Annotated in this window: 28 protein-coding genes; 8 read left to right on the top strand and 20 right to left on the bottom strand. The window is 71.4% G+C overall.

Translation table 11 applies throughout. The features are described 5' to 3' along the window. Nucleotides 1–146 precede the first annotated feature (146 nt). The 8 genes from ACIBK5_RS03970 to ACIBK5_RS03935 form a co-directional block, all read right to left on the bottom strand. Nucleotides 147–677 carry a toxin-antitoxin system HicB family antitoxin gene (locus ACIBK5_RS03970; RefSeq protein ID WP_399015851.1) on the bottom strand — a complete coding sequence of 177 codons (531 nt, stop codon included), beginning with the start codon at nt 675–677 and terminating at the stop codon, nt 147–149. A 78-nt stretch (nt 678–755) separates the two neighbouring features. Further along, nucleotides 756–1,958 carry an acyl-CoA dehydrogenase family protein gene (locus tag ACIBK5_RS03965; RefSeq protein ID WP_399015848.1) on the bottom strand — a complete coding sequence of 401 codons (1,203 nt, stop codon included), beginning with the start codon at nt 1,956–1,958 and terminating at the stop codon, nt 756–758. A 1-nt stretch (nt 1,959) separates the two neighbouring features. After that, nucleotides 1,960–2,904 carry an SDR family NAD(P)-dependent oxidoreductase gene (locus ACIBK5_RS03960; RefSeq protein ID WP_399015845.1) on the bottom strand — a complete coding sequence of 315 codons (945 nt, stop codon included), beginning with the start codon at nt 2,902–2,904 and terminating at the stop codon, nt 1,960–1,962. Then, nucleotides 2,901–3,647, bottom strand: a complete 747-nt coding sequence (locus ACIBK5_RS03955) for an acetoacetate decarboxylase (RefSeq protein ID WP_399015843.1) — start codon at nt 3,645–3,647, stop codon at nt 2,901–2,903. Before ACIBK5_RS03955 ends, ACIBK5_RS03960 begins: the two co-directional genes overlap by 4 nt. A gap of 6 nt (nt 3,648–3,653) precedes the next feature. Beyond that, nucleotides 3,654–4,430, bottom strand: a complete 777-nt coding sequence (locus ACIBK5_RS03950) for a crotonase/enoyl-CoA hydratase family protein (protein ID WP_399015841.1) — start codon at nt 4,428–4,430, stop codon at nt 3,654–3,656. A 19-nt stretch (nt 4,431–4,449) separates the two neighbouring features. Continuing rightward, nucleotides 4,450–5,619: a CaiB/BaiF CoA transferase family protein gene (locus ACIBK5_RS03945; RefSeq protein ID WP_399015839.1), complete on the bottom strand. Its 1,170-nt coding sequence runs from the start codon at nt 5,617–5,619 to the stop codon at nt 4,450–4,452. Between the two features lie 140 nt (nt 5,620–5,759). After that, a complete protein-coding gene (locus tag ACIBK5_RS03940) occupies nt 5,760–6,671 on the bottom strand; it encodes a LysR family transcriptional regulator (protein ID WP_399015837.1) in 912 nt (303 codons plus the stop codon). 40 nt (nt 6,672–6,711) lie between these two features. Next, nucleotides 6,712–7,386, bottom strand: a complete 675-nt coding sequence (locus ACIBK5_RS03935) for a CGNR zinc finger domain-containing protein (RefSeq protein WP_399015835.1) — start codon at nt 7,384–7,386, stop codon at nt 6,712–6,714. A gap of 89 nt (nt 7,387–7,475) precedes the next feature. On the opposite strand from ACIBK5_RS03935, the gene ACIBK5_RS03930 reads away from it, so the two are divergent. Beyond that, the gene (locus ACIBK5_RS03930) at nt 7,476–8,267 is read left to right on the top strand and encodes an MBL fold metallo-hydrolase (protein WP_399015833.1); all 792 of its coding nucleotides are present in this window, start codon (nt 7,476–7,478) and stop codon (nt 8,265–8,267) included. A gap of 129 nt (nt 8,268–8,396) precedes the next feature. Further along, nucleotides 8,397–9,038 carry a DNA alkylation repair protein gene (locus tag ACIBK5_RS03925; RefSeq protein ID WP_399016239.1) on the top strand — a complete coding sequence of 214 codons (642 nt, stop codon included), beginning with the start codon at nt 8,397–8,399 and terminating at the stop codon, nt 9,036–9,038. A 15-nt stretch (nt 9,039–9,053) separates the two neighbouring features. Here ACIBK5_RS03925 and ACIBK5_RS03920 read toward each other — a convergent pair. The 3 genes from ACIBK5_RS03920 to ACIBK5_RS03910 all read right to left on the bottom strand — a co-directional run bounded on the left by ACIBK5_RS03920 (nt 9,054) and on the right by ACIBK5_RS03910 (nt 10,907). Then, nucleotides 9,054–9,985 (bottom strand): IS5 family transposase gene (locus ACIBK5_RS03920; protein ID WP_399015830.1). Its coding sequence is split into 2 segments (ribosomal slippage): nt 9,054–9,619 and nt 9,619–9,985, totalling 933 coding nucleotides; the frame shifts between segments, so codons are not numbered across the junction. 56 nt (nt 9,986–10,041) lie between these two features. Then, a complete protein-coding gene (locus tag ACIBK5_RS03915) occupies nt 10,042–10,518 on the bottom strand; it encodes a hypothetical protein (protein ID WP_399015828.1) in 477 nt (158 codons plus the stop codon). A gap of 110 nt (nt 10,519–10,628) precedes the next feature. After that, entirely contained in the window at nt 10,629–10,907 is a 279-nt protein-coding gene (locus tag ACIBK5_RS03910; protein WP_399015826.1) for a hypothetical protein, read from the bottom strand. Nucleotides 10,908–11,410: 503 nt separating this feature from the next. On the opposite strand from ACIBK5_RS03910, the gene ACIBK5_RS03905 reads away from it, so the two are divergent. Genes ACIBK5_RS03905 through ACIBK5_RS03895 form a run of 3 tightly spaced genes read left to right on the top strand, consistent with a single transcriptional unit; the run spans nt 11,411 to nt 13,504 of the window. Further along, nucleotides 11,411–11,641, top strand: a complete 231-nt coding sequence (locus ACIBK5_RS03905) for a hypothetical protein (RefSeq protein ID WP_399015824.1) — start codon at nt 11,411–11,413, stop codon at nt 11,639–11,641. Then, on the top strand, nt 11,638–12,531 hold the full coding sequence (locus tag ACIBK5_RS03900) for an XRE family transcriptional regulator (RefSeq protein ID WP_399015822.1): 894 nt from the start codon (nt 11,638–11,640) through the stop codon (nt 12,529–12,531). The genes ACIBK5_RS03905 and ACIBK5_RS03900 overlap by 4 nt, the downstream gene beginning before the upstream one ends. Then, the gene (locus ACIBK5_RS03895) at nt 12,515–13,504 is read left to right on the top strand and encodes a DUF6207 family protein (RefSeq protein WP_399015820.1); all 990 of its coding nucleotides are present in this window, start codon (nt 12,515–12,517) and stop codon (nt 13,502–13,504) included. Before ACIBK5_RS03900 ends, ACIBK5_RS03895 begins: the two co-directional genes overlap by 17 nt. Here the strand turns inward: ACIBK5_RS03895 and ACIBK5_RS03890 are convergent. After that, nucleotides 13,488–14,174, bottom strand: coding sequence for a DUF4397 domain-containing protein (locus ACIBK5_RS03890; protein ID WP_399015818.1), 687 nt, complete (start codon nt 14,172–14,174; stop codon nt 13,488–13,490). The two genes, ACIBK5_RS03895 and ACIBK5_RS03890, sit on opposite strands and share 17 nt — an antisense overlap. Nucleotides 14,175–14,348: 174 nt before the next feature. Beyond that, the gene (locus ACIBK5_RS03885) at nt 14,349–14,930 is read right to left on the bottom strand and encodes an RNA polymerase sigma factor (RefSeq protein ID WP_399015817.1); all 582 of its coding nucleotides are present in this window, start codon (nt 14,928–14,930) and stop codon (nt 14,349–14,351) included. A 113-nt stretch (nt 14,931–15,043) separates the two neighbouring features. Here ACIBK5_RS03885 and ACIBK5_RS03880 point away from each other — a divergent pair, with 113 nt between their 5' ends. Next, nucleotides 15,044–16,045, top strand: a complete 1,002-nt coding sequence (locus ACIBK5_RS03880) for a MerR family transcriptional regulator (RefSeq protein WP_399015815.1) — start codon at nt 15,044–15,046, stop codon at nt 16,043–16,045. Here the strand turns inward: ACIBK5_RS03880 and ACIBK5_RS03875 are convergent. The 4 genes from ACIBK5_RS03875 to ACIBK5_RS03860 all read right to left on the bottom strand — a co-directional run bounded on the left by ACIBK5_RS03875 (nt 16,034) and on the right by ACIBK5_RS03860 (nt 21,590). Further along, nucleotides 16,034–17,533 (bottom strand): cryptochrome/photolyase family protein, encoded by a 1,500-nt coding sequence (locus ACIBK5_RS03875; RefSeq protein ID WP_399015813.1) that lies wholly within the window; start codon nt 17,531–17,533, stop codon nt 16,034–16,036. The genes ACIBK5_RS03880 and ACIBK5_RS03875 overlap by 12 nt on opposite strands. A gap of 15 nt (nt 17,534–17,548) precedes the next feature. Further along, nucleotides 17,549–18,922, bottom strand: a complete 1,374-nt coding sequence (locus ACIBK5_RS03870) for a cryptochrome/photolyase family protein (protein WP_399015812.1) — start codon at nt 18,920–18,922, stop codon at nt 17,549–17,551. A 31-nt stretch (nt 18,923–18,953) separates the two neighbouring features. Then, nucleotides 18,954–20,525, bottom strand: coding sequence for an SDR family oxidoreductase (locus ACIBK5_RS03865; protein ID WP_399015810.1), 1,572 nt, complete (start codon nt 20,523–20,525; stop codon nt 18,954–18,956). A 168-nt stretch (nt 20,526–20,693) separates the two neighbouring features. Continuing rightward, nucleotides 20,694–21,590: an SDR family oxidoreductase gene (locus tag ACIBK5_RS03860; protein ID WP_399015808.1), complete on the bottom strand. Its 897-nt coding sequence runs from the start codon at nt 21,588–21,590 to the stop codon at nt 20,694–20,696. Between the two features lie 156 nt (nt 21,591–21,746). Between ACIBK5_RS03860 and ACIBK5_RS03855 the strand changes: the two genes are divergently transcribed. Beyond that, nucleotides 21,747–22,373: a glyoxalase gene (locus ACIBK5_RS03855; protein WP_399015806.1), complete on the top strand. Its 627-nt coding sequence runs from the start codon at nt 21,747–21,749 to the stop codon at nt 22,371–22,373. A 33-nt stretch (nt 22,374–22,406) separates the two neighbouring features. On the opposite strand, the gene ACIBK5_RS03850 is transcribed toward ACIBK5_RS03855, so the two are convergent. Further along, a complete protein-coding gene (locus ACIBK5_RS03850; protein WP_399015804.1) occupies nt 22,407–23,000 on the bottom strand; it encodes a peroxiredoxin-like family protein in 594 nt (197 codons plus the stop codon). 70 nt (nt 23,001–23,070) lie between these two features. Here ACIBK5_RS03850 and ACIBK5_RS03845 point away from each other — a divergent pair, with 70 nt between their 5' ends. Then, nucleotides 23,071–23,685, top strand: a complete 615-nt coding sequence (locus ACIBK5_RS03845; RefSeq protein ID WP_399015802.1) for a TetR/AcrR family transcriptional regulator — start codon at nt 23,071–23,073, stop codon at nt 23,683–23,685. Between the two features lie 22 nt (nt 23,686–23,707). Here ACIBK5_RS03845 and ACIBK5_RS03840 read toward each other — a convergent pair whose 3' ends face one another. Next, nucleotides 23,708–24,913: an NAD(P)/FAD-dependent oxidoreductase gene (locus ACIBK5_RS03840; RefSeq protein ID WP_399015800.1), complete on the bottom strand. Its 1,206-nt coding sequence runs from the start codon at nt 24,911–24,913 to the stop codon at nt 23,708–23,710. A 102-nt stretch (nt 24,914–25,015) separates the two neighbouring features. Continuing rightward, nucleotides 25,016–25,960, bottom strand: coding sequence for an RNA polymerase sigma-70 factor (locus tag ACIBK5_RS03835; protein WP_399015798.1), 945 nt, complete (start codon nt 25,958–25,960; stop codon nt 25,016–25,018). Nucleotides 25,961–26,004 lie beyond the last annotated feature (44 nt).

Genomic DNA, 26,004 nt, shown 5'->3' with positions numbered 1-26,004 from the left:
TGCTGTCCTCCGGGGAGCGTTATTCCGGCTCGGATCTCGGCCGGTTCGCTCGTCACGCTAGGCAGGCCGCACGAGCGCCGGAGGGGTTCGGGCCCGCCCGTGCACGGAGGGGACAGCAGGGGTGCGCCCGGGGGTAACTTCCGGCGTCAGCGCACCCAGCCGGTGTAGCGGTTGCCGCCTCCGCGGGGCGACTCGGTGGAGCGGGCCCGGATGTCGCCGCTCTCCACGGCCGCGTTCACCGCGCGCACCAGCCAGGCGTTGACCGACAGCCCCTCACGTGCGGCGGCCTCCTCGGCGCGCCCCTTGAGGTGGCCGGGCAGCCGCAGATTGATCCGCGCGGTGGTGCCGTCGTCGGCGTCGGCGGGCACCGGGGCCGGTGCCGGGGCCCTCGGCGGCTCGGGACGCGTGTCCGGCTCCTCGAAACCGGCGCCCGTCGGCGGCGGTGTCACGACGAAGGCGGGGTCGAGCCCGCGCAGCCGTACGTCGACCGAGCCGGGGGCGAGTTCGCGGGTGATCTCGTCCATGGCGGCGGACAGCACGTTCAGCAGTGTCAGGCGGGTCGCCGACTCCAGCGGAGCGGTCAGCCGCTCGGCCAGCTCGCGGGCGTCCTCCCCACCGGCTTCGGCAGCCACCGCGAGTTCCCGGCGGAGTGTGTCGACGTAGGGCGTGAGGTCCATGGCGGCATGATGGCATCAAGGTGGCGCCATGAGAAAACCCCAGGTCGAAGGAGCTGGGGTTCGTCGTTCTCGGGTGCCTCACACGAAGGCGCTCTGACCGGTGATCGACTTGCCGACGATCAGGGTGTTCATCTCGCGGGTGCCCTCGAAGGAGTAGATGGCCTCGGCATCGGCGAAGAACCGGGCGATGTCGTGCTCCAGGAGGATCCCGTTGCCGCCGAAGATCTCCCGGCTCCAGGCCACGACCTCCCGCATCCGGGAGGTGACGAACGCCTTGGCCAGCGCGGAGTGTTCGTCACGGAAGATCCCCGCGTCCTGCAGCCGGGCGAGCTGCACCAGCATGCCCCAGGACGCCGTGATGTTGCCCAGGCTCTTGACCAGCAGGTCCTGCACCAGCTGGAAGCCGCCGATCGGGCGGCCGAACTGGCGGCGCTCCCTGGCGTAGTCGAGGGCCAGTTCGTAGGCGCCGACCATCACGCCCAGTGCCTGCCAGGCGACGCCGCCACGCGTGGCGCGCAGGATCTCGGCGACGTCCCGGAAGGAGTTGATGTTCTGCAGGCGGTTCGCCTCCGGCACCCGGACGTCGGTCAGGGTGATCTCGGCGTTCTCCACGATCCGGAAGGCGATCTTGCCCTCGATCTTCACCGGCTCGAAGCCGGGCGTGCCCTTCTCGACGACGAAGCCCTTGACGTGGTTGTCGTCGACGTCCCGGGCCCAGACCACGACGCAGTCGGCGAAGGTCGCGTTGCCGATCCACTTCTTGGCGCCGTTCAGCACCCAGGTGCCGCCCTCGCGCCGGGCGGTCGTACGCATGCCGCCCGCCACGTCGGAGCCGCCGAGCGGTTCCGTCATGGCGAAGGCGCCGATCTTGTCCATCGCGGCCAGCTCCGGGAGCCAGCGGTCGCGCTGCTCCTGGTCGCCGCCCGAGTGGATCGAGTACATCGCCAGGCCGTTGTGGACGCCGAAGAACGTGGACACGGAGGCGTCGGTGCGGGTCATCTCCAGGGCGAGCATGCCGCTGAGGAGGTTGCTGACGGCGGGGCGGTGTTCGCCGTAGCCCTCGTAGGGCAGTCCGGCGAGGCCGCTGTCGCGGAACAGCGAGATGAGCTCCGTGGGGAAGCGGTCCTTGGCCCAGTTCTCGTTCACCAGCGGCTTGACCTCGTCCCGCATGAGGGAGCGGGCCTTGAGGAGGATCTTGCGCTCCTCGTCCGGCAGCAGCGCCTCGTAGCCGTAGAAGTCGGCGGTCAGCCGGTCCTCGAGGGGTTCCATGAAGGTGGTCATCTCAGTTCTCCTCCTTGTCGGCGCCGTCCAGGGCGGACAGCACGGCGAGTTGCCTGCGGTCGCGCGTCTCGGTGAGTTCCGGGTACGTGGAGGAGCCGTAGGCCTTTTCCACGGCTTCGATGAGCCGTTCCTGTTCTTCCTTGTTCTGCGAAGGCATGCCGAGCTCCATCTGCCGCATCGACGTGCCGATGTGCTGGACGAGGTGCCGGTAGCCGCCGGGGCCGCCGCCCAGGTGCGCGCCGAGGAACGGCCCGACCGTGGCCCAGCGCAGGCCCAGCGAGTTCGTCATCACCTTGTCGAGGTCCTCGGGGGTCACCACGCCCTGCTCGACGAGGTACACCGCCTCGCGGCTGAGCGCGTTCTGCAGCCGGTTCCCGACGAAGCCGGGGATCTCCTTGCGCTCGACGACCGGGGTGCGGCCGACCGAGGTGTAGAAGTCCACCGCGTCCTGCACGGCGTCCTCGCCGGTGCGCTCCCCGGGCACGACCTCGACGAGCGGGACCAGGTGCGGCGGGTTGAAGGGGTGGCCGATCAGGACCCGGGCGGCGGCCTCGTCCGGCAGTTCACGCGTGAACGCGCTGGACGGGATCGCCGACGAGGAGCTGAGCAGCAGCGCGTGGTCGGGTGCCTCCCGGACCAGCGTGGCGAACAGGTCCCGCTTGAACTCGACCCGCTCGGGGCCGTTCTCCTGGACGACGTCCGCGTCCCGGACCGCCTCGGCGACATCAGCCGCGATGCGTACCCGGTCGGCGAGGTCCGTCACGTCCAGGCCGCGGGCGGCCAGCTGCGGGGCGTTGCGGTCCAGGGCCTCGGCCACGGCCTCGGCGAGGTCCGGCCGCGGGTCGGTCACCTTGACGGTCAGGCCGTGCGCGGCGAACAGCGTCGCCCAGGACAGTCCGATGGTCCCGGCGCCGATCACCGCCGCCGTACGGAAGGCGCGGGTCATGACAGGGCTCCCTTCAGGTAGTCGTGGACCGGCTCGACGCCCGCGAGCGTCAGGTCGGTGAGGATGTGGCTGGCGGAGACGACCTCCAGGACCGGCAGGTCGGCCAGCGGGGCCAGCACGTGCTGGAACAGCTGCAGCCGGGCGGGACCGGTCCAGGCCTCCTTGACGGTGAGGTCGGTGATGCGGGTGCGGACGAGTTCCTGCACGCGTGGCAGACCGTCGTAGCCGGGAACGGTCTTGAGCATGAAGGTCGGCACGGTGATCTGTGCCGCCGCCTCGGCCCGGTCCAGCTCGTGGTGCTTGTAGCCCATGGTCGCGGTGGCGACCCGCTGCGCGCCGTGGTCGAGGGTGCCGACGAGCGCGCCGGTGTCGACGCGGAGCGCCGGGGAGCCCATGACCTTGGGGTAGGCGGAGACCTCGCGGCCGGAGGCGGTCGCCGGGAAGTTGTCGAGGTACATCGCGTGCAGGTACTCGCCCCGCTCGCCCTCGAAGCCGACGGGGATCGCCTGGCCGGCTTCCGTGTAGGGGCCGTAGCCGCTGACATCGCCCATCTTCATGACCTCGAACCGGACCAGCGGATCGTCGATCCGCAGCGGCTCCGGGACGACCGCCCGCAGCGCCTCGGGGTCGGTGCGGTAGACGACGTTGAGGTATTCACGGTCGGTGAACCGCGGGACCGTCGGCGCGAACGCCGGGCTGGTGAGCGGGGTGGTGACGTGCCGTCGTACGTCCTCGGACCGCATGGCGCCTCACCGTCCCGTCCACCGCGCGGGGCGGCGCTCGGCGAAGGCCGTCATGCCCTCGCGGACGTCGGCCGAGGCCATCAGGGTCTTCATCTGTTCGCGCTGGAAGGCGAAGGCCTCGGCGTCGGGCGCCCCGTCGGCGGCGCGGACGACGTGCTTGACCGTGGCGAGCGCGAGCGGGGCGTTCTCGGCGAGCCGCTCGGCCAGCCGGAGCGCCTCGGCGACGGCCTGGCCGGTGGCGGTGACCCGGTTGGCCAGGCCCAGTTCACCGGCGCGGCGGCCGTCTACGGGCTCGCCGGTCAGCAGGAGCTCCATGGCCAGGTGGTGCGGGATCCGCTTGGGCAGCCGGATCACACCGCCGCCCGCCGCGATCAGCCCGCGCTTGACCTCGGGCAGACCGAACCGGGCGTCCTCGGCCGCGACGATCAGGTCGCAGGCCAGGGCCAGTTCGAAGCCGCCGCCCATGGCGAAGCCCTCCACGGCCGCGATCAGCGGCTTGGCCGGCTCGGACTCGGTCAGGCCGCCGAACCCGCGGCCCTCGACCTCGGGCGACTCACCCCGCAGCGCCGCCTTGAGGTCCATGCCGGCGCTGAAGGTGCCTCCCTCACCGGTCAGGACACCGGCCCGCAGCGCGGGGTCGGCCTCCAACTCATCGATCGCTGCGCTCAGTTGGGACGCCACCGCCGCGTTCACGGCGTTGCGGGCCTCGGGCCGGTCGAGGGTGATCAGCAGGGCGGAGCCGATGCGCTCGGTGCGCACGACGGGAGAAGTAGGGGTGCTCATGACTGTCCTCCTGTGGTGATCAGCGGGTGGTGGCGTCGAGTTCGGCGAAGACGTCCTCGGTGTCCTGGCCCGCGACCGGCGCGAGGCGGCGGATCGAGCCGGGGGTGGCGGAGAAGCGCAGCGGGATGCCGATGGTGCGGACCGTGCCCTCGGTCGGGTGCTCGGCGGTGTCGAGTAGGTGGCCGTCACGGACGTAGGGGTCGTCATGGGCGCGGTCGAGTTCCAGCACCGGGGCCATCGGGATGCTGTGCTTGGCGCACACCTCGGCCCACTCCTCGGTGGTCAGCGCCGGGGCGCAGGCCGCCAGCAGTTCGGCCAGGTCCTCGTGGTCGGCGCTGTCGATGGCGTCGCCGTTCACACGCGGGTCCTCGGCGAGGTCGGGGCGTCCGGCGGCGGTGAAGAAGTCCCGGTAGTTGGGCGGGTTGTACGGCATGACACAGGCCAGGCCGTCCTTGGTGCGTACCGCCTTGTGGCCCTTCAGCATCGACAGCGCGAAGCCGGTGGGGCCGGTCTCGGGCACATGGGTGTGTCCTGCGAGGTGCTCGACCAGGTTGAACGCGAGCAGGGTGTCGGTCATCGGGATCTCGATGAGCTGGCCCTGGCCGGTGTTGTTCCGGTGCAGCAGGGCGGCCAGCACGCTGTAGGCGATGGTCAGCGAGGAGACCTTGTCACCGATGATGGTCGGCAGGTAGACGGGCTCGCCGAGTGCCCGGTCGGCGATGTCGACCAGGCCGGAGGCGGCCTGCACGGTCTCGTCGTACGCGGCGTTGCCGGCCCGGTCCGAGTCGCTGCGGAAGCCCTGGGCGTGCGCGTAGACGAGGCCGGGGTTGCGGGTGGCGATGTCGTCGTGGGACAGGCCGAGGCGGTGCAGGGCGCCGGGGCGCATGTTGGTGATCAGCACGTCCGCGGTGTCGATCAGCCGCAGTGCGCGCTCGCGGTCGGTGTCGTCCTTGAGGTTGAGGGCGACGCTGCGCTTGTTGCGGTTGACGTTGAGGTTCAGCGGGGTCATGCCCGGAGTGGTCCTGTAGTGACCCACGCGGACGGTGTCGGCCGGCGACTCGATCTTGATCACGTCGGCGCCGAGGTCGCCGAGGATCTGGGCGGCGTACGGGCCCATCACCACGGTCGAGAGGTCGATCACGCGCACGCCCTCCAGTGGGCCGGCGGTGGTGTTCGTGATGTCCGTCATCGTTGCCTTCACTCCTAGCTTCGCCATGTGTATGTATCTGGAAACTAAGTTAGCAAGGGCGGGCTGAGGACGGAATGACCGAATAGCGAAAAGCGGTATGACCGCAGTGGTCATACCGCTTGTTTGGAGCTTTTCAGGGTTTAGGCGTGCAGAGGGTCGGCGAACACTACGCGGGCTGCTGCGACGACTCCCTCCAGGTCACCGCCTTCGGCGCGGTCCTTGCGCCAGAACAGACCGGTCTCCAGTGTGGGATGGAAATCAGAGAACGGGAGGACCGACACATTGTCCAGACGATAATTCTGTACAGGACTTCTGGAGTCCAGCATGGAAATGGAGAATGCCAGTCCGCTGGCCACTATCTCGGAAACTCCGTCGAAAGTTACGCTGCTCAGTTCGATCCGCTTCTTGATGCCGAGATCGGACAGCTGCTGGTCGAGTCCGCGGAAATACGCGTTGGTCACGGCCGCGGGGGAGCCCGCGTAGGCGAGTTCGGCGAGCTCCGCCAGCGCGACCGACTCCCGCCCCGGGAAACGGTCCCTGGGCACGACCGCGCCGAGCCGCTCCGACATCACCGGCAACTGTTCCAGGGCGGGGTCGCCGCAGACCGGGAGGCGGGCCAGTGTCAGCGCGAGCCGTCCGTCGCACACCGCGTCGACCAGTCGGTCGGTGCCGCCCGGCCAGCGTTTGATCTCGAACCGGTCGCCGACCCGCTCGGCGAGGGCGTCCATCCGTTCGCGCAGGTCCGGATGGATGCCGCTGGGGACGCCGAGCAGCAGTGTGGTCCGCTGAGGCCGGGCCGTCTCGTCGAGACGCCATCGGATGGAGTCGACCTGCTCCAGGACGCCGCGCGCGATCGGCAGCAGCGCGGTACCGGCGGCGGTGAGCCTCACCTTGTGCGTGTCGCGGTCGAACAGCCGGTGCCCGAGTTCGCCTTCGAGGTCCTTGATTCGCCGGCTCAGCGGGGACGCCGCCATGTGCAGTTTGCGGGCCGCGGTGGAGAAGTTCAGTTCTTGGGCGACGGCGACGAAATAACGCAGGTGTAGGAGCTCCACGCCGCCAACCCTAGCGACCGCGTATCCGGATGACGGGACCTCACCCGCCCTCCGGGTACGCCCCGGGCATGGAATTCCCGACCCCGTCCCCGTCCCCGTCCCCGCCCACGCCCCGGGTCCGGCGTGCGTAGGCGCGGGCCGCGCGTGCGCGGTCGCCGCAGCGTGTCGAGCACCAGTGGCGACGGCCGTGCCGCAGCAGATAGCGGCCGCAGGGCGGGGAGCCGCAGGCGGTGAGCCGCTCGGCGTCGGGCCCGGTGAGCAGGTCGGCGGCGTCGGCGGCGAGGGTCGCGAGGGCGTGGTCGACGATCTCGGTGGTCGGGTGCGGGGGTGTGCGGTAGGGGCCGCTCTTCTCGTCCCACTGGAGCAGCGCGGCGGTGGGCACCTTGGTCATGGCGTCGTTGACGGCCGAGAGGGCGGCGGGCAGGGCCGGCAGTGCCTCGACGCGGGAGGCGAGCAGCGACCTGATCTGTTCGCGCAGCGACCGCAGCTGTGCCGTGCACATCTCCCGCAGGCCCGCGTCCACGGGGGCGAGGCCGTGGTCCGCCAGCCACTGATTCGCCCGCGCCGGCGTGCCGAGGAAGTCGGTGAACCTGCCGCCGGGCGACGCGATGACGCTGTTGGCGAAGGCGAGGGCCGCGTACTGCTCCTCGCCGGGGGCGGGGGGTACGGCGGGTTCGACGAATCCGGCGGGCTCGGCGGCGGCGTTCACATCCATGGCTCTCATGGTACGACTCGCCTCTATCCGTGAGAAGCGTGCTACGGTCTCTCACGGATAAGCCGCTCCCATCCGTGAGGTGTTTCCCTGTGACTCCTTCAGCGACGAACCGTGAGCAGTTCCCCGTCCGCGTCTTCGGCGGCCCGACCGCTCTCTTCGAGTACGGCGGCCTGCGGTTCCTGACCGACCCCACCTTCGACGCCCCCGGCGACTACCCGGAGTCGGGCGGCCCGGTCCTGACCAAGACCGCCCCCGCCTCCGGCAGCCCCGCCGAGCTCGGCGCCGTCGACGTGGTCCTGCTGTCCCACGACGAGCACGCCGACAACCTCGACCGGGCCGGCCGGGCCCTGCTCGCCGACATACCGCTGACCCTCACCACCCCGGGTGGCGGCAAGCGCCTCGGCGGCAAGGCCAGGGGGCTGGCCGACTGGGAGTCGGTCGAGCTGGACCGCCCCGACGGCGGCACTGTCACCGTGACCGGCGTCCCCGCCATCCATGGCCCCGGTCCGCGTGAGGAGACCGAGGCGATCACCGGACAGGTCGTCGGATTCGTCCTGACCGGAGACGGCCTGCCCGCCGTGTACGTCAGTGGCGACAACGCCTCCCTCGACGCGGTCAAGGAGATCGCCGAGCGCCTCGGGCCGGTGGACACCGCCGTCCTCTTCGCGGGCGCACCCCGCTTCGCCGTCCTCTTCGGCGGAGACACCCTCGTGCTGGACAGCGGCCAGGCCGCCGAAGCCACGCTGATCCTCGGCGCCCGCCGCGTGGTGCCCGTCCACTACGACAGCTGGACCCACTTCACCGAGGGCCGCGAGGAACTCCAGGCCGCCTTCACCGCCGCGGGGCTGGCGGACCGCCTGGACTGGGGGCACTCCGGCTGACCGGGGGCATCCCGGCTGGCCGGGGGGCATCGCGGCAGCCGGTTCCGTCGTAGGGTGAATGCCGCTCGCGAGGGACAGGAGGCCGAGGTGGCCGAGACGGCGCAGATCCGGACGACGGTGGCCGAGGTGATGGCCGAGCTGGCCGCCCTCGAGGACCCCAAGGCGCGCGCGGTGAACGAGAGGCACGGTGACGACCACGGTGTGAACCTCGGCAAGCTGCGCGCGCTCGCCAAGCGGCTGAAGACACAACAGGAACTCGCGGGCCGGCTCTGGGAGACGGATGACACCGCGGCGAGACTGCTGGCGATCCTGATCTGCCGCCCGAAGGTATTCGAGCGGGATGCGCTGGACGTCATGCTGCGCGAGGCGCGCACCCCCAAGGTGCACGACTGGCTCGTGAACTACGTGGTGAAGAAGAGCCCGCACTCCGAGGAACTGCGCCTGGCCTGGTCCGCCGATCCGGATCCCGTGGTCGCGAGCGCCGGCTGGGCGCTGACCACCGAACGCGTGGCGAAGAAGCCCGAGAGCCTCGACCTCGCGGGACTGCTCGACGTGATCGAAGCCGAGATGAAGGACGCCCCGGACCGCCTGCAGTGGGCGATGAACCACTGCCTGGCCCAGATCGGCATCGAGCGCGCCGCCCACCGCGCCCGTGCCATCGACATCGGCGAGCGCCTGGAGGTGCTCAAGGACTACCCGACACCCCCTGGCTGCACCTCCCCGTACGCGCCCGCCTGGATCACCGAGATGGTGCGCCGGCAGCACGGCTAGGGAGTGTCCGGCCGATCATGTCCGGAGCCAGATGTTGATGGCTGCGGCGGTTGCCGTGCCGAGGTAGACGTAACGACGCTTGTCGTATCTGGTAGCCACTGCCCGATGCTGCTTCAGTCGGTTGATGGCCCGTTCGACAGTGTTGCGTTTCTTGTACCGCTCTTCTTCGAAGCCGGGTGGTCGCCCGCCGCGTGAGCCTTTGCGCAGGCGGGCGGCCTGACTGTCAGCCTTCTCCGGGATCGTGTGCTGGACTCCCCGGCGCCGCAGGTACTCACGGCAGGGCCCGTTGCTGTAAGCCTTGTCGGCTGCGACGCTGCCGGGCTTCTTGCGCGGCCTGCCCGGCCCGATCTTCGGGACGCGGATCTTTTCCAGGACCGGCTTGAACTGCGTGCAGTCAGCGCGCTGACCTGGCGTGACGATCAGAGACAATGGGCGGCTGAGACCGTCCGCGCTCAGGTGGACCTTGGTGGTGAATCCGCCGCGCGAGCGGCCCAGGCCCTCACCTCCAGCACCACCTCCACCAGGCGGGCGTGCAGGCTCTGCCACGGCGTTTCGCGCTGATGTTCTGGCCCTTCGGCCCCCTTTGAAGCGAGAGCCGGCGATGGGTCGATGCGGGCCCCCGCCGCATGCTGATGCGCCCGCACGATGGTGGAGTCGACCGAGGCTTCCCAGTCGATCTCGCCTGCGGCGTCGGCCGCGGCCTGGACCTGCTGGAGCAGACACTCCCACGTCCCGTCGGCCGACCACAGCCGGTGCCGTTCGTAGACCGTCTTCCACGGCCCGAACCGTTCAGGCAGGTCACGCCACTGCACGCCGGTCCGCAACCGGTGCAGAATCCCGTCGATCACCTGCCGGTGATCCCGCCACCTGCCACAACGCCGGTTACTGACCGGCAGGAACGGCTGCAGCCGTTCCCACTCCGCATCACTGAGATCGCCCCGCCCCATTACATGAGGAACGATCCATAGACACGGCGGTCGCAAGATCACACGAACCCTGATCCCTAATCTGTCACGAACGGTGCGTATCCCACCGGGACCTCGCTCACCTGAAGATCAGAGAAGATCAAGGTCAGGTTGTGAGCGTTGGTCTCGATGCGAACCTCATGGAAGTCGATCCCGACGGCCTTCGACCAACGGCGGGCAGCCTCCGACTCGGGGAGAAGCTCAGCTCCTGGGTACATGCAATGACACTTCACGCCCCAGACGTAACCGCCGAGGTCGGGGTCAGCAGTTTCGTGATCGAGGAGACGATCGTCCAAGGAGACCTGCCAGATCTCCGTGGGCACTGACGTCTCACATCGGGCCTCGACGCAGTACCGAAAGAGGTACCGCCGGTAGGCCGGCGCGACGCCGGTGCTGGGGGCAGCCGTCGCGTAGATGAAGACCTCGTAGTCGCGCATGTAGTTGGTGTATCCGTGGTGCACGACAGCGTGATCGAAGGTCTCGTCGAGCATCTGCTCAAGTGCGGCGGTATCCATGCCGCCCTTCTACCTCACCCGGCGAGACCTTCGACAACGAGATTCACGGGTGTTGGGCGCCCTTGCCTCAGAGATCGCCCGGACAAGTCCTAGGAGGCGACGGCGCCTCGTTACTCCGGTGCCTCTCGCCAATGGAGGCAGCGACTGTAGTCGAAGCTCCACTTCAGGCAGAGCTGGGCCTTGACGCTGGTGCCTCGGTCCCGGAACTCGGTGATGATCTTGTTGCCGTCGATCCGGGAGAACCCGACCTGGGTCTCGAAGTCGATGTCCATCTCGTTCTCGAGTTCAAGGCTGGCGAGGGCATATCTGCGCTGCGCCTCGGGGTACTTGAGGAAAACGTCCATGATGGCGTTGCGGAACTCGACATCCCCGTTCGGTGCCTCTGCCACGACTGTCTCCTGACCTGCCGGTGGGTGGCCGTCTGCTTAAGCGCATTCTGTCCGCATATCCATGGAAGTGCGCGTCTTGCGTCACCCGAACAGGCCTGTACGGCGGTGCTCCCGCCCAGCACGGGGTCTGGGCGGGAGCGGTGCGGTCCCCTCCGGTCGTTCTTCAGCACGAAGGGACCGCTCGCCCTTCCAGACTGGAAGGTCCGACGCCCGGGGAGGCGTCCGCGTTCCATGGTGCGCCTCGCCCCGGATGTCGCGACGAGAAGTACGTTTCCGCCTTCAAAAGCGTTCAATACGCCATGTTTTGCACGCCCACGTGACCGACCTGGCCCAGTGAGGCGCGCTGCGGGCACAGGGACGCCCGGCGGCATTGTTCCGTAACTCCATGATCACGTTGAGTGTCCGGCGGTCTACGCACCATGCTGACGTCCAACTCCTCCGCAGCGCCTCAGCACCGCCGTGGAAGAGCCTTCCAGACGCCTCGAGTTGAGAGACAAGGTGCGATGTCCAGTAAGCAGGTGTTGACCGTCGTCGTGATGGTGGCGGTCTTCGCGTGGAGCACGGTGATGACCGTGCTGGGGCACCTCGCGGCCGTGGCCGCGCTGCTGCCGTCGCTCGGACTGCTCGTACAGCAGATCGTCGCCGCCCTCCACGCCGCGCAGTCCCCGCGCCACACCCCGGTGGACGCCGCCCCGACGGCCATAGCGGCCGGACCCGAGGAGTCGGTGCGATGACCCCGTTCTCCGCGTACGAGCAGCCCGACGGCGAGCCGCCGAGCAGGCGCGGCCGCAAACCGGAGTCGATCGGTGAGCAGGTGGGCCCCTCCCACCGGGCCTGGCTGGAGCCGGTGCGCAGCAGGCTCTTCGCCAGCGGGCTCACGCTCGACGACCTCGTCGGCCGCTCCGGCTACTCCAAGGCCCGCATCAGCGAACTGCTGCGCGGCAAGGGCTACTACCCCGGCTGGGAGATCACCTACAGCGTGGTCATGGCCCTGGACATCCCCGTCTGGCCGCTGCGCCGCCTGTGGACCGCGGCGGCCCGTGAGGCGGCCAAGGACCCCGGGTGGATCGAGAGCCGCATACACGCCGTCCAGCCGCTGCCCCCGGAGCGGCCCCCGCTCGCGCACCAGGGCTTCACCGAGGCCATGCGCCACCCCTACACCGCCTACGCCCGCGCCTTCCTGCAGAGCGACCGGCGCGCCCACTGGGTCGTCTCGGAAGCCTGCGACATCCTCTGGCTGGGCTGGGACGACGCCGTCGCCGGCCCCAACGTCCCCCGCCACGCGTGGCGGCTGCTGCGCTCCCGCGTCCTGTTACGCGCGCAGCTTCACCCGGCCGGACACCCTGATCTGCGCCCGGCGGCGTTCCAGACCGTCGACCAGAGCCGGATCGACGATCTCACCGCCCGGTTCGCCCGCATCGGCCGGCTCGCCGACTTCTTCGACGCCGTCGCCCGGCTGCCCCAGAACCAGCTCGACGTCACCGTCCTGCGCTATCTGTGCGGCATCCACCCCGACGCCGTCCCCGACGTCGTCGGCCTGTCCGCGGCCATCACCCAGTCCATCGACCACCACGCCCGAGGCGCCCTCGAAGGCACCTACCACCGCCATGACCACCGGGAGTGAGCACCCCGCCATGACCGCCATCGACGACCTCCTCTCCCGCTCGCTCCTGCTGCACGATCCCCACGTGCCGTCGGACACCGTCCCCTACGAGGACACCGCCTACCCGGCCTTCGCCCCGGACGGCACCCCGCTGTGGGACGTCGGCGGCGGCGACCTGGCCGACGACAACGCCGCCCGGAGTCTGCGGGCCCTGTGCGAGGCGGTCGTCGTCCACGCCACGCCCGGCCAGCTCGCCGACTTCGTCACTGAACAGCTGCCCTCCCCGCGCGGCGCCTGGATCCTGGGCTGCGTACTGCAACTCGCCGACGAGCGGGACGGCGCGCGCTTCTGGTGGCAGTACGCCGCCGGGGCCGGTGAACCCGCCGCCTCCTACTGCCTCTACCTGCACCACCTCGCGCTCGGCGACCGGCAGGCGGCCGCCCTGTGGCACAAGCAGGCAGGCGACGACGCACCGGCCGACAGCGGCCTCGGCGTCGACACCAGCATTCCCACGGTCCTGCGCATCCTCAGCGGCCTGGCCCCGACCGCCCCCCGCGACCGCACCGAGACGTTCATCGCGGTCAAGGCCTATGTCACCACCGCCGTCGCCGCCGGGTACGCGCGCAACCCCGGCTACGAGATCCCGCTCCCCGGCCCGCACTTCGCCGAACAGCTGGAGATCATCCTGGCCGCCACGTCAGCGGCCTCCCGGTCCGTACGGCAGGCCGAGCCGCCGGCCACCGGTCTGCCCAACCGCACCAGGCCGCGAGCCGACGCCGGGGATCGCTCCGGCGACTCCGCGCACGAGCCGGAACGGCTCCTGGTGGAGACCGCCGCACGCGACGAGTCCGCCTCGAGCTTCTTCCGGGAAGCCCTCGCGGCCTGCTGGGAAACGGCCGTCGCGGACCGTACGGCCAGGGGAGCGGACCGTCGCGACGTGCGGCTGCGCTACCTCCTGGACCGCCGGCCCACCGAACCTACTTCGTGGCGCTGAGCGTCTGGGTCGCCAGGGCCAGGTTCTTGTCCTCGGCGCTGCCCCAGGCGTAGACGACATGGGCCGTCCCGTCCTTGAGGGTCAGGTCGGCCGGGCCGATGGCCACGGTGTCCGTGCCGGCGAGCACGACATCGGCGTTCACGGTGCCCGCCGCGACCTCGGCGGTGTCCTCCTTGGGGTTCTCCAGGCCGGTGAAGAGCGGCTGCCCGTTCGCGCGGACGTCGACGGCCGGCGCCGCGGCGACATGACGCACCGTGAGGCGTGCCTTGCCTTCGTCGACCTGTGAGACATCGTTGGTGTAGGCCGTCAGCTGGGGTGCGCCGTCGGCGGTGAGGTGGGCCGCGATCGTGGCGTTCCCGCCTTCGGGCACCTTGATCTCCTTCTCGAGGGCGGGTGTGCCGTCCGGGTTCTGGCCCGCTTCGAAGATCTGTATGTCGTACGTACCGGCGTCCAGTGCCTGCGGATCGGTCACCGTGCCGGGCTTGAAGTCGCCGAGCAGCTCGTCACCGTTGGCGTAGACATCGACGGTCATCCCGGGAATGCCGTGGAAGACGGACACCATGGCCTGGTCCTGTGCGGCGGTACCCGCCATGGCGGGAGCGGTGGTGCCCAGGGCCAGGGCGCAGGCGGCGGCCGATGCGGCGACAGCGAGAGAGGTCCGGGAAATCATGGGGTGATCCCTTCGAATGCGACTCCGCACGTTGCGGGGTCTCGATGTCGTTTCGTGAAGGGCGACCGCCGTGGATGCGCGGAATGCACCTTTCGTCGGTGGCTTCGGTGGCTTCGGTGGCTTCGGTGGCTTCGGTGGCTTCGGCGGTCTTCGCGGGTGGGTTCGGCGGCGCGCTTAGACGCCCGTCCAGCGGACCTGGCCCGGTTCGATCGCCCTGCGCAGACGCTGCAGGCCACGGCGGGCGTGACTCTTCACCGTGCCGAGGGGCATGCCCGTCCGTTCCGCGATCTGAGCCTGGGTCAGGTCCTCGTAGAAGGCCAGACACAGCACGTGCCGCTGGTGCCAGGGCAGCGAGGACAACTCGTTCACCAGCAGAACCCGGTCCAGGACGTCCTCCGCCGCCGACTCGTCCCGTCCGAGCGTGTCGTCGGTATGGGAGAGCGAGTCGGCGAGAGCCAGCCGTCTGCTCCGGGCGGCCAGCGCGTCGACGATCTTGCGACGGGTGATGCCCACGAGCCAGGCGCCCAGCGGGCCCCGCTCCGGGCGGAAGCCGGCCTGGCCACGCCAGGCACCGAGGAACACCTGCTGGGTGACGTCGTCGGCCTCGTGCGTGTCGCCGAGCGACCGGGTGGCCATGGTGTGGACCAAGGGGGCCCAGCGCCGGTAGACCGCGGCGAAGGCGTCCTCGTCGGCGGCACGGAATCCCTGGGCCAGTTCGTCCTCGTACCTGGTTTCTTCAAGGGTGTCGATGGTCATGGCCTGGTTCCTCCTGCCATGCGCGAGGTGCGGCAGTCCGCACGCGTCCCAGTGTTGTGACGCACAAACGACGCAGGCAACATGCGTCGTTTGTGCGTCGTACAGTGGGCTCTGTGAGCAGAGTCGACGGCGACGGCCGGCACGACGAGGACCCGGGGAGCGGCGGGCTCACCACCGGAGAGGTGGCGAGACGCTTCGGGGTGGCGCCCACCACGGTCCGTTCCTGGGACCGCCGCTACGGCATCGGCCCCGACGCGCACACCGGCGGCAGGCACCGGCGCTGGACCGCCGCGGACGTGGCCCGACTGGAGCGGATGTGCGCCCTGACGGCGACCGGGCTGCCCCCTGCCGAGGCGGCGCGCATCGCACTCGGCGCCGCGCCGCCGGACGCGGCCCCGCGCACCCGGCCACCGCTGCCACCGTCGCGACCGCCGTCCCGAGGCCGCAGCCGGGCCGGGAGCGGTATGCGACTCGGCGACGTGCGGCAGGAGTCGAGGGGGATCGCCCGTGCCGCCCTGCGCCTCGACGCCGCCGCGCTGGACGAACTGCTGCTGGCGGCGATCGCCGACCATGGACTGGTCACCGCCTGGACGGAGGTGATCATGCCGACCCTGCAGGCGACCGGCCGCAAGTGGGAGAGCTCGGGCGAGAAGTACGTCGAGGTGGAGCACTTCCTGTCGTGGCACGTCTCCGGGGCGCTGCGGCGCAGCACACCACCGGTGACCGCCGACGGCCCGGGCATCACCACGGTGCTCGCCTGCGTACCGGGGGAGAACCACACCCTGCCGCTGGAGGTGCTGACCGCCGCGCTGTCCGAACGCGGTCTGCCGGTACGCATGTTCGGTGCCGCGCTGCCCGTCGAATCGGTCGTCGCGGCGGTGCGCCGGACCGGACCGGCCGCGGTGGGCCTGTGGGCGCAGTCCCGCACCACGGCCAGCCGGCCCCTGGCTCAGCACGTGGCGGCGATGCGCTGGGGGGTGCGCGGTGCCCGCAGGAAGCCGCTCGTCCTGACCCTCGGCCCGGGCTGGGCCGGCCAGACCCTCGCCGGACTGCCCCATCCCCCCGGCCTGGCCGAGGCCCTCGCGGTGGTGGAGTCGGTCGTGTCAGGGCGGTGAGTCGCCCCGGGCCCGCTCCTGGCGTCGCACGTCGGCGAGGTCGGCGAGCCGGTCCAGGCCGCGCACGGCCCGGGCCATGCGGTGGTTGCGCTCCAGTGCGGAGCGGTGCCGGTCGAGGAAGGCCCAGTACCCCGCGGTGTAGGGGCAGGCGTGGGCGCCGGTCCGGTCCGCGGGCCGGTGGACGCACGTGCCGCACAGGTCGCTCATCCGGTTCACATAGGCACCGCCGGACGTGTACGGCTTGGTGGTCATACGGCCGCCGTCGGCGTACTGGGACATGCCGACGACATTGGGCACCATCACCCAGTCGTAGCCGTCGACGAAGCAGCGGTGGAACCAGTCCGTGACCGCGGCCGGGTCCCAGCCCCGCTGGAGCGCGTAGCTTCCGAGGATCATCAGCCGGGGGATGTGGTGGGTCCATCCCGTGTCGCGTACCTGGGACAGCACCGTGCGCAGACAGCGCGCGTCCACGTCGTCCGCGTCCAGTTCGTTCCACCACTGCGGCAACGGGCCCGTGTGGCGCAGCGCGTTGGAGTTCCGGTAGTCCTCGCCGAAGTACCAGTACAGCTGCCACACGTACTCGCGCCAGCCGGCGATCTGCCGGACGAAGCCCTCCACGCTGTTCAGCGGCGCCCGCCCCTCACGCCACGCCGCTTCGGCCTGCTCGACGCACTCGGCGGGGTCGAGCAGGCCCAGGTTGAGCGAGGACGACAGCAGGCTGTGGCTCATGACGGGGTCTGCGGCGAGCATGGCGTCCTCGTACGGGCCGAAGGCGGTGAGCCGGCGCTCGACGAAGCGCCGCAGCGCCGCCCGGGCCTCGGCGCGGGTCGCGGGGAACAGGCGTGGCCCGTCCCGTCCGACGAAGCGCACGTCGCCGTCCTTCTCCCAGCGGTCGAGGTCGTGGCGGACCTGCTCGTCGATGTCGTCCTCGCGCGGCCGGTAGGGCCGGTCGACCGGCAGGGCGGTCGCGTCACGGGGCGGTGGCCGCCGGTTGTCGTGATCGAGGTTCCACCGGCCTCCCGCGGGCCGGTCGCCGTCCATCAGCAGGTCGTGTCCGCGCCGGACCCAGCGGTAGAAGTCCTCCTGACGCACGCTCCTGCCGCCCTGACCGTCCGCCCACTCCGCGAAGGCGTCCATCGGCACCAGGAATCCGCGTGCCGGGCCCGGCGTGACCCGCGGCAGCGAGCGCACCAGCCGCAGCGCGGCGTACGAGGTCGGATGGTGCACCGTCAGGGCCCGGCCGCGCGCCGCCCGGGCGAGCCCTTCCCGGTAGGTGTCACCGCGCACATAGGTGACGCGGTCGCCGAGTTCGGCCGCCCGGTGGCGCATGGCGGACAGGACCAGGTGTGCCTTGGCACGGTGGAAGCGCCGGCGCCGGAACACCGACCTCGCCTCGATCATCAGCAGTGGCGTGTCACGGGCGAGGCCGCTGTCCTCGGACGGCCGCAGGAAATGCGGACCCAGCTGATCACCGAAGAGCCAGTGCATGCGGCGCTCCCGCCGTCAGTCCCGGCCGCGCGCGTGCTTGAACCGTGCGAGGCCCTCGCCGAGATCGATCAGCGGCCGCGGGTAGTCCACCCGCTCCCGTTCCTCTTCGGGCAGCCGCCAGGGCTCATGGATGCGGGCATCGGGCACGTCCCGCAGCTCCGGCACCCACCGCCGTACGTATCCGCCCGTCGCGTCGAAGCGTTTGCCCTGGACGACCGGGTTGAGGACGCGGTGGGGGCGGGTGTCGGTGCCGGTCCCGGCGACCCACTGCCAGTTGAGCTGGTTGTTGACGATGTCGCCGTCCACCAGCAGGTCCAGGAAGTGCCGGGCGCCGATCCGCCAGTCCACGTACAGCGTCTTGACCAGGAAACTCGCCACCAGCAGCCGCGCCCGGTTGTGCATCCAGCCCTCGTGGCGCAGCTGACGCATGGCCGCGTCGACGACCGGATAGCCGGTGCGGCCCTCCCGCCACGCGGCGATGTCCTCGGCGGCCTCGTCCTCGGACCGCCACCGGTCGTGCCGCGTCCGGTAGTCCTGGCCGGAGGCGTCGGGGCGCGCCGCCAGCACCTGGTGGTGGAAGTCGCGCCAGCACAACTGCCGTACGAACGCCTCGGCCCCGGGCCCGCCGCGCTCCCGGGCCCGCTGGACCAGCTCCACCGGCGACAGGGCACCGAAGTGCAGATACGGCGAGAGCCTGGAGGTCGCGTCGCCCGCCAGGTCGTCATGCCGGTCCTCGTACTCGGACAGGCCGCTCCGCACCCAGCGGGTGAACCGGTCGCGTCCCGGTGCCTCGCCCCCGGTGGGCAGACCCGGCGAGATGCCGGACAGCTCGTCCCGGGAGGGCAGCGGCTCGCCCTGCACGGCGTCGGGGACGCGCACGACGCGCGGCGCGGGGCAGACGTCCCTCAGCCGCTCCCGCGACCAGCGGCGGAAGTAGGGGGTGAACACGGCGAAGTGGTCGTTGCCCGCGGGCGTCACGGCGCCGGGCGCCACGGCCGTGATCACGCTGTCGTGCACGTGCAGCGCCACGCCCTGCCCGCGCAGCGCGTCCCGCAACTGCTCCTCCCGCCGGTGGGCGTAGCCGGTGACGCCCGCCGAAAGGTGCACCTCCGTCGCCCCGCACTCCGCGGCCACCGCGCAGACCTCCTGGACGACCGGGCCCTTGCGCACGACGAGCCGCCCGCCGCACCGACGCAGCGAGGCGTCGAGGTCGGCCAGGCAGTCGGCGAGGAAGGCGGCGCGGTTGGGCACGTCGAAGCCCGCGGCGTGGACACCGGGGTCGCGGACGAAGAGCGGCACCACCTCGTCCGCCCACGCCAGTGCTGCGCGCAGCGGCGGATGGTCGTGCACCCGCAGATCCGAGGTGAACAAGACGACCGCGACGGTCATGGCGATGCTCCTGAGGGTGCGGTGTGGATCTCTACTGCCTGACTCTTCGGTCGCGGCGGGCGGTCCGGATGCGGCCGGGGCGCGGGCCGGCCCGGCGCGCGCTCATGCCCTTGGCGGCGGCCTGGGTGATGTTGCGGGCCATGCCGCCGAAGACGACGGCGTGGAACGGGGAGAGGGACCACCAGTAGGCGTGCCCCAGCAGTCCCCGGGGATGGAAGAGGGCGCGCTGCCGGTAGCGCGTACGGCCCGCGTCGTCCGTCTCCGCGTACATCTCCAGCCACGCCAGTCCGGGCAGGCGCATCTCCGCCCGCAGCCGCAGCAGCCGGCTCGGCTCGATCTCCTCGACCCGCCAGAAGTCCAGTGAGTCGCCGGCCCGCAGGCGCTCCGCGTCCCGTCGTCCGCGGCGCAGGCCGACACCGCCGACGAAGCGGTCCAGCCAGCCCCGGACCGTCCAGGCGAGCGGGAAGGAGTACCAGCCGTTGTCGCCGCCGATGCCCTCGATCACCTTCCACAGCGACTCCCGGGACGCGTCCACCGGGAGGTGCCGCTCGTCCTCGTAGAGGCTGCCGCCCGCCCAGTCCGGGTCGGTGGGCAGGGGATCGCTGGGCGCCCCGGGCACGGCGGCGGACGACCAGCGGGTGACGACCTGCGCCTCCCGCACCTTGCGCAACGCCAGTGCCAGCGCCGCGTCGAACGGCAGCGGCCGGCCCGGAAGGTCGGGCACGTACCGGGCGATGTCGTGCTCGCGGCACACGACCTCGTGGCGCAGCGACTCCGTCAGCGGCCGGGCGAGGGCGGCGGGCACCGGGGTGACCAGGCCGACCCAGTGGCTGGACAGCCTCGGGGTGAGCACCGGCACCGGCGCGATGAGCCTGCGCCGCAGCCCGGCCACCCCGGCGTACCGGTCCATCATGTCCCGGTAGGTGAGGACATCCGGTCCGCCGATGTCGAACGCGCGGTCGACGTCATCCGGCATCGAGGCCGAACCGACCAGGTACCGCAGCACGTCCCGCACGCCGATCGGCTGGGTCCGGGTGTGCACCCAGCTGGGCGTGACCATGACCGGCAGCCGCTCGGTCAGATAGCGCAGCATCTCGAAGGACGCCGACCCCGAGCCGATGACGACCGCCGCCCGCAACACGGTGGCCGGCACCGGCGCGTCGAGGAAGACGCGTCCCACCTCTGCCCTGGACCGCAGATGCGGGGAGAGGGACTCCTCGGGAACGCCCTGCGGTGTGAGCCCGCCGAGATAGACGATCCGCCGCACACCGGCGGCGCGCGCCTGCTCGGCGAAGACCCGGGCCGCCTTCCGGTCGGTTTCCTCGAAGCCCGGACCGGTGCCCAGGGCGTGCACCAGGTAGTACGCGACGTCGACACCGCGCATCGCGGCGGCGACCGAATCGGCGTCCGTGACATCCCCCCGGACCGTCTCGGCGTGCCCCGCCCAGGGATGATCGCGAAGCTTGCCGGGGGAGCGGGCCAGGCACCGGACCCGGTGGCCGGCCTGGAGCAGTTCCGGAACCAGACGCCCGCCGATGTACCCGGACGCCCCGGTCACCAGGCAGTGCAGCGGCTGTGCGTCCCGTTGTCCGCCTGTCTCCACGATCGGCTCCTCCACGTGTGCGCTCCGGCGTTGCGGCCCCGCTCCCTCGATCATGGGCGCTGCGGCAGGACCGCGCCTGTCGGGGCGGGCGACCGGCCGCATTCGCTCTCACACGAGTACTTCGGACGCGTCGGGGCCGGCGGATGCACGCATCCGCCGAGCGGGCGTTCAGCCGGGCGGAGTGTCGGCGCCGGCCGCCTCCTGGTCGGCCCGGCCTCCGGCGCCGAGCAGGCCGGTGGCCCTGAACGGCTCGTCGGCGGCGAGACGCGGCAGCTCACGTCGCGACAGCCGCGTGACGACCGGCGGCATCGCGGCCCGCACCAGCTGGGTGTACCGCAGCCAACGGGGCATGTAGACCGAGGGCCGGCGCCGTTCGACCGCCGTGACCAGCCGGCCGGCGACGTACGGCACGGGATACACCTTGCGCGCCGGCCGCGGCATGTGGCCGCGCAACTCCCGCAGCACGGCGTGCGCGTCGGCGTCGCGGACCATGTCCGTGTCCGTCCAGTTGATGTACGCGATGCCCACGCCCACCCGCTGATGGGCGACCTCCGCCTGCAGCGCGTGGGCGAACGACTCGACCCCGGCCTTCGACGCGCAGTAGGCGCTCATCATCGGCGCCGCCCCGATGGACGCGAGCGACGCGACCTGGAGGAAGTAGCCCCGCGTGTCCAGGAGATCCGCCAGGAACGTCCGCGCGGTGACGGCACTGCCGACGAGGTTCACCTCGACGACCCGGCGCCATACGTCGAGATCGGCCTCGGCGAACGGTCCGCCCTCGGCGACCCCCGCGTTGGCGATCACCACCGAGGGCGGCCCGAACCGCGCACGGATCCCGTCGGCGGCGTGCGCCATCCCGCGCTCGTCCGTGACATCGACCTCCCAGCACTCGGACATGCCCCGAATGCTGTCCCGCACCCGGGCCAGCGTCCGCTCCTCACGGCCGAGCAGCGCCACCCTCGCGCCCCGGCGGCACAGCTCCCGGGCCATCGCCTCCCCGAGGCCGCGCGCCGCACCGGTCACCACGGCGGTCCGGCCGTGCAGGGGGCTCCGGGCGACCGGCATGGGACGTTCCTCTCCGCGACGGCGCTGGCCAGGCCCACGGTAGGCGCGGACCGGGCCGTCGGCACGCCGGGGATCCCGGCCCGCTCCCGGGCCCGGTCGCGGTTCCGGTCAGGATTCGAGAAGCGTGGCTTCCGGAGCCGCTCTAGCGTCGACGTCATGACTTCCATCGCATCCGTCACCATCGAGGCGTCCGACCCCACCGCCGCCGAACGCTTCTACACCACCGCCTTCGGCCTGGGTGGACAGGTACGCCTGCGTGCCTCGGAGGCACCCACCTCCGGCTTCCGCGGATTCACGCTGTCGCTCGTGATGTCCCAGCCGGCGGACGTCGACATCCTTGTCGACGCCGCCGTCAACGCCGGTGCCCAGACCCTGAAGCCCGCCGCCAAGTCGCTCTGGGGCTACGGGGGCGTCGTACAGGCCCCCGACGGGACGCTCTGGCAGGTGGTCTCGTCGTCGAAGAAGAACACCGGCCCGGCCTCCCGGCAGATCGACGAGATCGTGCTCCTGCTCGGCGTCGAGGACGTGAAGGCCAGCAAGGGGTTCTACGTCGATCACGGCCTCACCGTGGCGAAGAGCTTCGGCGGCAAGTACGTCGAGTTCGCCACCGGATCGGATCCGGTCAAGCTGGCGCTCTACAAGCGCCGGGGCCTGGCCAAGCTCGTCGGCATCTCACCCGACGGCACCGGCTCGCACCGGCTCACGATCGACAGCGACGCCGGGACCTTCACCGACCCGGACGGATTCGCCTGGGCGACGGCGTCGGAGAACGCGTCGCTGTGAACCGGGTGCTGTCCGGGGACCCGCGGCCCTCGGTCACGGGGCCGCGGGATTCGTTCGGGGTGTGCGGGCCGTCAACTCCAGGAGTTCGTCGACCGACCACTGGTCGTAGACATGCGCGCCGTACTTGGCGGCGAGGACGCGGCCGTCGGGTGCGATGAGGAAGTCGGCGGGGAGGCCGAGCCGGCCGCCGTGCGGGCTGGTCGAGGGCAGGTGCTCCCGCCCGCGGGCAACCTCCCGTACACCGCTGAGGACCGCCCTGACGATCGGTCCCCAGGCCCGGGGGCTGAGCAGGGCGCGGGGCGACCGTTCCACACCGAACTCCGTGTACAGCCTCCTGGTGGGGTCGGCGACGACGGCGAACGGGAGATCGGTCGTGTGGGGCGACAGTTCCTCGGCGGGCGAGTGGAAGACCACGACCTCGCGTACACCGGCGGCCTCGATCTCCCCGTGCCGCCGAATCACCGACCGGAGATGCAGGTTGCAGACCGGGCACCCGGCGAACCGCCGGAACTGGAGGTGGACCAGCCGGTCGGGGTCGGGGACGGCGACCTCGTCGCCGGAGACAGCGGTGAGACCGCGTTCCTTCACGGTGGACCCGGGCTCCACCGGACTTCGGGACAGGCGCATGGACGTTCCCTCCGTTGGCGTACGGCATACGCCTACCAGCGTAAGCGTATGCCGTACGCTGTCAACCGTCATGCCGCGCCCCCGTTCCCTCACCCCCGATCAGCTCGCCTCGGCCGCCCTCGCCGTCATCGACCGCGACGGGCTCCCCGGGCTGTCGATGCGCGCCGTCGCCCAGGAGCTCGGCATGAGCACCATGGGGCTGTACCGGTACGTGCACGACCGCGAGGAGCTCGAACGGCTCGTCGTCGAACTCGTGCTGAACGCCGTGGACGCCGAGACCCCTGATCCCGGCGCGTCATGGCGCGAGCGGATCGAGGTCATGGCGCGGCGCCTGCGCGACACCGTGGGCGCTCATCCGGCGGTCGTTCCCCTGACCATCACCCACCGGCACCACTCCCTCGGAGTGCTGCGCTGGTCGGAGACCGTGACCGCCGTCCTCACCGAGGCGGGGATCGAGGGCGACCGCCGGGTCGTCGCCCTGCGCGCCCTGCTCGGCTACATCATCGGGGCGATCCAGCTGGAACACCTCGGGCCCCTGTCCGGCCCGGGGACGACGGCCATCACCGAACTGCCGCCCGCCGAGTTCCCCCACATGACCAAGACCGCGCGGGACGCCCGGAACCTCAGCGCGGACCAGGAGTTCCTGGGAGGGCTCGCCCTGCTGCTCGACGGCCTCGGGGCGTGAGGCCGTCGGGCTTGCGGGCGAGTCAGGCCGCCGTCCTGAGCGGCGAATCCGCCCCGGCGGGCTGCCGAACGACGTGGCGGCGGCGGGTCGGCAGGCCGAGCAGCGGGTTGGCGACGCCCCAGGCCGCGCCCTTGCAGACCAGTTCCTTGTAGACGGCGGCGAACCGGCCCGTCAGGGCCGCCCGGACGGCGCGGTCGTCGGCGGTGACGTACTGGATCAGGCCTTCCTTGCGGCCCAGCGAGATGCACTGGTTGAAGTAGCGCAGCGGCACGTTCGGGAGCTTCCCGCCGGTCAGACGGGCCGCGATGGCGTCGGCGGCCTGCCACGCCATGGGGGTGCCGGAGGCGCAGGACATCCGCAGCGGCCTGTCGCCGGGGCCCATGGCCAGGGCAGCGTCGCCGATGGCGTACACGTCCGGGTGCGAGATCGAGCGCATGGTCCCGTCGACCAGGATCTGCCCGGTGTCGTCGACGTCCAGGGTGGTGGCCTGTGCGATCGGGTGGACGGCGAAGCCGGTGGTCCACACGGCGACCGCGGCGGGGATCGGCTCGCCGTCGGCGGTGGTGACGCGGCCGGCCTCGACGCCGGTGACGGAGGAGTGCTCGTGGACGGTGATGCCGAGCTTGCCGAAGACCTTCCGCAGGTGCCGGCGGCCCTTGGGCGAGAGCCGGTCGCCGAGTTCGCCGCGGGCGGCGAGGGCGACGTCGAGGTCCGGGCGGGCCTCGGCGATCTCGGTCGCGGCCTCCAGGCCGGTGAGCCCACCGCCCACCACGACCACGGACTCTCCGGCGTCCAGGCCGGCCAGGCGCTCGCGCAACCGCAGTGCCCCGGGGCGGCCGGCGATCTGGTGGGCGTGCTCGGCGACCCCGGGGACGCCCTGGTCGCTCCAGCCGCTGCCGAGCGCGTACACGAGGGTGTCGTACGCCAGCTCCTCGGTCTCCGGCTCCCCGGGACCGTGCGCGACGGCGACGGTCCTGCGCTCGACGTCGACGCCGGTGACCTTCGCGAGCTTCAGCTCGACGCCGGTGCCCGCGAACATCTCGCTGAAGGGCCGGGGCCTGAGATCCTGGCCGGCCGCGAGCTGATGCATCCGGACCCGCTCGACGAAGTCGGGCTCGGCGTTGACGAGGGTGATGGCGACGTCTTCACGGTGCAGTCGCCTGGCGAGACGGCCGGCGGCGATGGCTCCGGTGTAGCCGGCTCCGAGGACGACGATGCGGTGCTGCATTTCGGGCTCCTGTCGTGAGCGGGATTCGCCCCTTGAACCGGGCGGCCCGTCGTTTCCTGACAGGAACGTGTTGTGAAGCACATCACATCATCGTCGGTGGTGTCAGAAGACCGTGAGCAGGGGATCGCCGTGGTCGGTGGCCGCCCACTGCCTGGTCGCGCGTTCGAGCTTGTCGGGGTTGACCTGGTTGCGGAACGCGGCGATGCCCTCAGCGGTGATCTCCAGACACATCACGCCGATGACCCGGCCGTCGAGGACCACCACCAGGGCCGGGTCGCCGTTGGCGGTCGTGGCGTAGACGTCGGGCGATCCGCCGACCAGGTCGCGCTTGGCCTTGCCGGGCTTGAACAGACCCCGCATGAACTTCGCCACCGCGAGGGCACCCTCGAACGCCCTGGCGCGGGCCGGGACCTTCCCGCCGCCGTCGCCGACCGAGATGGCGTCCTGGGTGAGCAGCCGCACCAGCGGCTCGGTCCGGCCACTGGTGGCGGCCGCGAGGAACTCGTCGACGATCCGCCGGGCGGCGGCCTCGTCGACCTCGGTGCGGGCCCTGCCGTCCGCGACGTGCTTCTTCGCGCGGTGGAAGATCTGCTGGGCGGCGGCCTCGGTGATGTCGAGGATCCCGGCGATCTCCCGGTGCGGATAGGCGAACGCCTCCCGCAGGACGTACACCGCCCGCTCGCTGGGGGAGAGGCGCTCCAGCAGGGCGAGGACCGCGTACGAGACCGATTCGCGCTGTTCGGCGGTGTCGGCCGGGCCGAGCATGGGGTCCCCGGCGAGCACCGGCTCGGGAAGCCACTGGCCCACATAGGTCTCGCGCCGCGCGCGGGCCGAGGTGAGCTGGTTGAGGCAGAGATTGGTGAGCACCTTCGTCAGCCAGGCCTCGGGAACCTCGACGCGGTCGATGTCGGCGGCCTGCCAGCGCAGGAAGGTCTCCTGCACGGCGTCCTCGGCCTCGCTCGCGGAACCCAGGAGACGGTAGGCGATGGCCTCCAGGCGGGGCCTGGCAGCTTCGAACCGGTCCACGTCGTTCATGGTCAGGGCCATGGCCGGGATCCTAGCCCGCGCGCGTCCGGCGGCCGAGGGACAGG

The organism is Streptomyces sp. NPDC050546, assembly GCF_044457425.1.
GTDB lineage: Bacteria > Actinomycetota > Actinomycetes > Streptomycetales > Streptomycetaceae > Streptomyces.
This window is presented reverse-complemented; position numbering and strand designations above follow the sequence as displayed.

Excerpts from the sequence above, each read along its gene's own strand:
- ACIBK5_RS03890 (WP_399015818.1), bottom strand. The coding sequence starts at position 14,174 with ATGATTTCCCGGACCTCTCTCGCTGTCGCCGCATCGGCCGCCGCCTGC.
- ACIBK5_RS03965 (WP_399015848.1), bottom strand. The coding sequence starts at position 1,958 with ATGACCACCTTCATGGAACCCCTCGAGGACCGGCTGACCGCCGACTTC.
- ACIBK5_RS03870 (WP_399015812.1), bottom strand. The coding sequence starts at position 18,922 with ATGACCGTCGCGGTCGTCTTGTTCACCTCGGATCTGCGGGTGCACGAC.
- ACIBK5_RS03945 (WP_399015839.1), bottom strand. The coding sequence starts at position 5,619 with ATGACGGACATCACGAACACCACCGCCGGCCCACTGGAGGGCGTGCGC.
- ACIBK5_RS03950 (WP_399015841.1), bottom strand. The coding sequence starts at position 4,430 with ATGAGCACCCCTACTTCTCCCGTCGTGCGCACCGAGCGCATCGGCTCC.
- ACIBK5_RS03905 (WP_399015824.1), top strand. The coding sequence starts at position 11,411 with ATGTCCAGTAAGCAGGTGTTGACCGTCGTCGTGATGGTGGCGGTCTTC.
- ACIBK5_RS03850 (WP_399015804.1), bottom strand. The coding sequence starts at position 23,000 with ATGCGCCTGTCCCGAAGTCCGGTGGAGCCCGGGTCCACCGTGAAGGAA.
- ACIBK5_RS03900 (WP_399015822.1), top strand. The coding sequence starts at position 11,638 with ATGACCCCGTTCTCCGCGTACGAGCAGCCCGACGGCGAGCCGCCGAGC.
- ACIBK5_RS03860 (WP_399015808.1), bottom strand. The coding sequence starts at position 21,590 with ATGCCGGTCGCCCGGAGCCCCCTGCACGGCCGGACCGCCGTGGTGACC.
- ACIBK5_RS03970 (WP_399015851.1), bottom strand. The coding sequence starts at position 677 with ATGGACCTCACGCCCTACGTCGACACACTCCGCCGGGAACTCGCGGTG.
- ACIBK5_RS03840 (WP_399015800.1), bottom strand. The coding sequence starts at position 24,913 with ATGCAGCACCGCATCGTCGTCCTCGGAGCCGGCTACACCGGAGCCATC.
- ACIBK5_RS03955 (WP_399015843.1), bottom strand. The coding sequence starts at position 3,647 with ATGCGGTCCGAGGACGTACGACGGCACGTCACCACCCCGCTCACCAGC.
- ACIBK5_RS03960 (WP_399015845.1), bottom strand. The coding sequence starts at position 2,904 with ATGACCCGCGCCTTCCGTACGGCGGCGGTGATCGGCGCCGGGACCATC.
- ACIBK5_RS03845 (WP_399015802.1), top strand. The coding sequence starts at position 23,071 with ATGCCGCGCCCCCGTTCCCTCACCCCCGATCAGCTCGCCTCGGCCGCC.
- ACIBK5_RS03835 (WP_399015798.1), bottom strand. The coding sequence starts at position 25,960 with ATGGCCCTGACCATGAACGACGTGGACCGGTTCGAAGCTGCCAGGCCC.
- ACIBK5_RS03875 (WP_399015813.1), bottom strand. The coding sequence starts at position 17,533 with ATGCACTGGCTCTTCGGTGATCAGCTGGGTCCGCATTTCCTGCGGCCG.
- ACIBK5_RS03855 (WP_399015806.1), top strand. The coding sequence starts at position 21,747 with ATGACTTCCATCGCATCCGTCACCATCGAGGCGTCCGACCCCACCGCC.
- ACIBK5_RS03885 (WP_399015817.1), bottom strand. The coding sequence starts at position 14,930 with ATGACCATCGACACCCTTGAAGAAACCAGGTACGAGGACGAACTGGCC.
- ACIBK5_RS03915 (WP_399015828.1), bottom strand. The coding sequence starts at position 10,518 with ATGGATACCGCCGCACTTGAGCAGATGCTCGACGAGACCTTCGATCAC.
- ACIBK5_RS03925 (WP_399016239.1), top strand. The coding sequence starts at position 8,397 with ATGGCCGAGCTGGCCGCCCTCGAGGACCCCAAGGCGCGCGCGGTGAAC.
- ACIBK5_RS03895 (WP_399015820.1), top strand. The coding sequence starts at position 12,515 with ATGACCACCGGGAGTGAGCACCCCGCCATGACCGCCATCGACGACCTC.
- ACIBK5_RS03935 (WP_399015835.1), bottom strand. The coding sequence starts at position 7,386 with ATGGATGTGAACGCCGCCGCCGAGCCCGCCGGATTCGTCGAACCCGCC.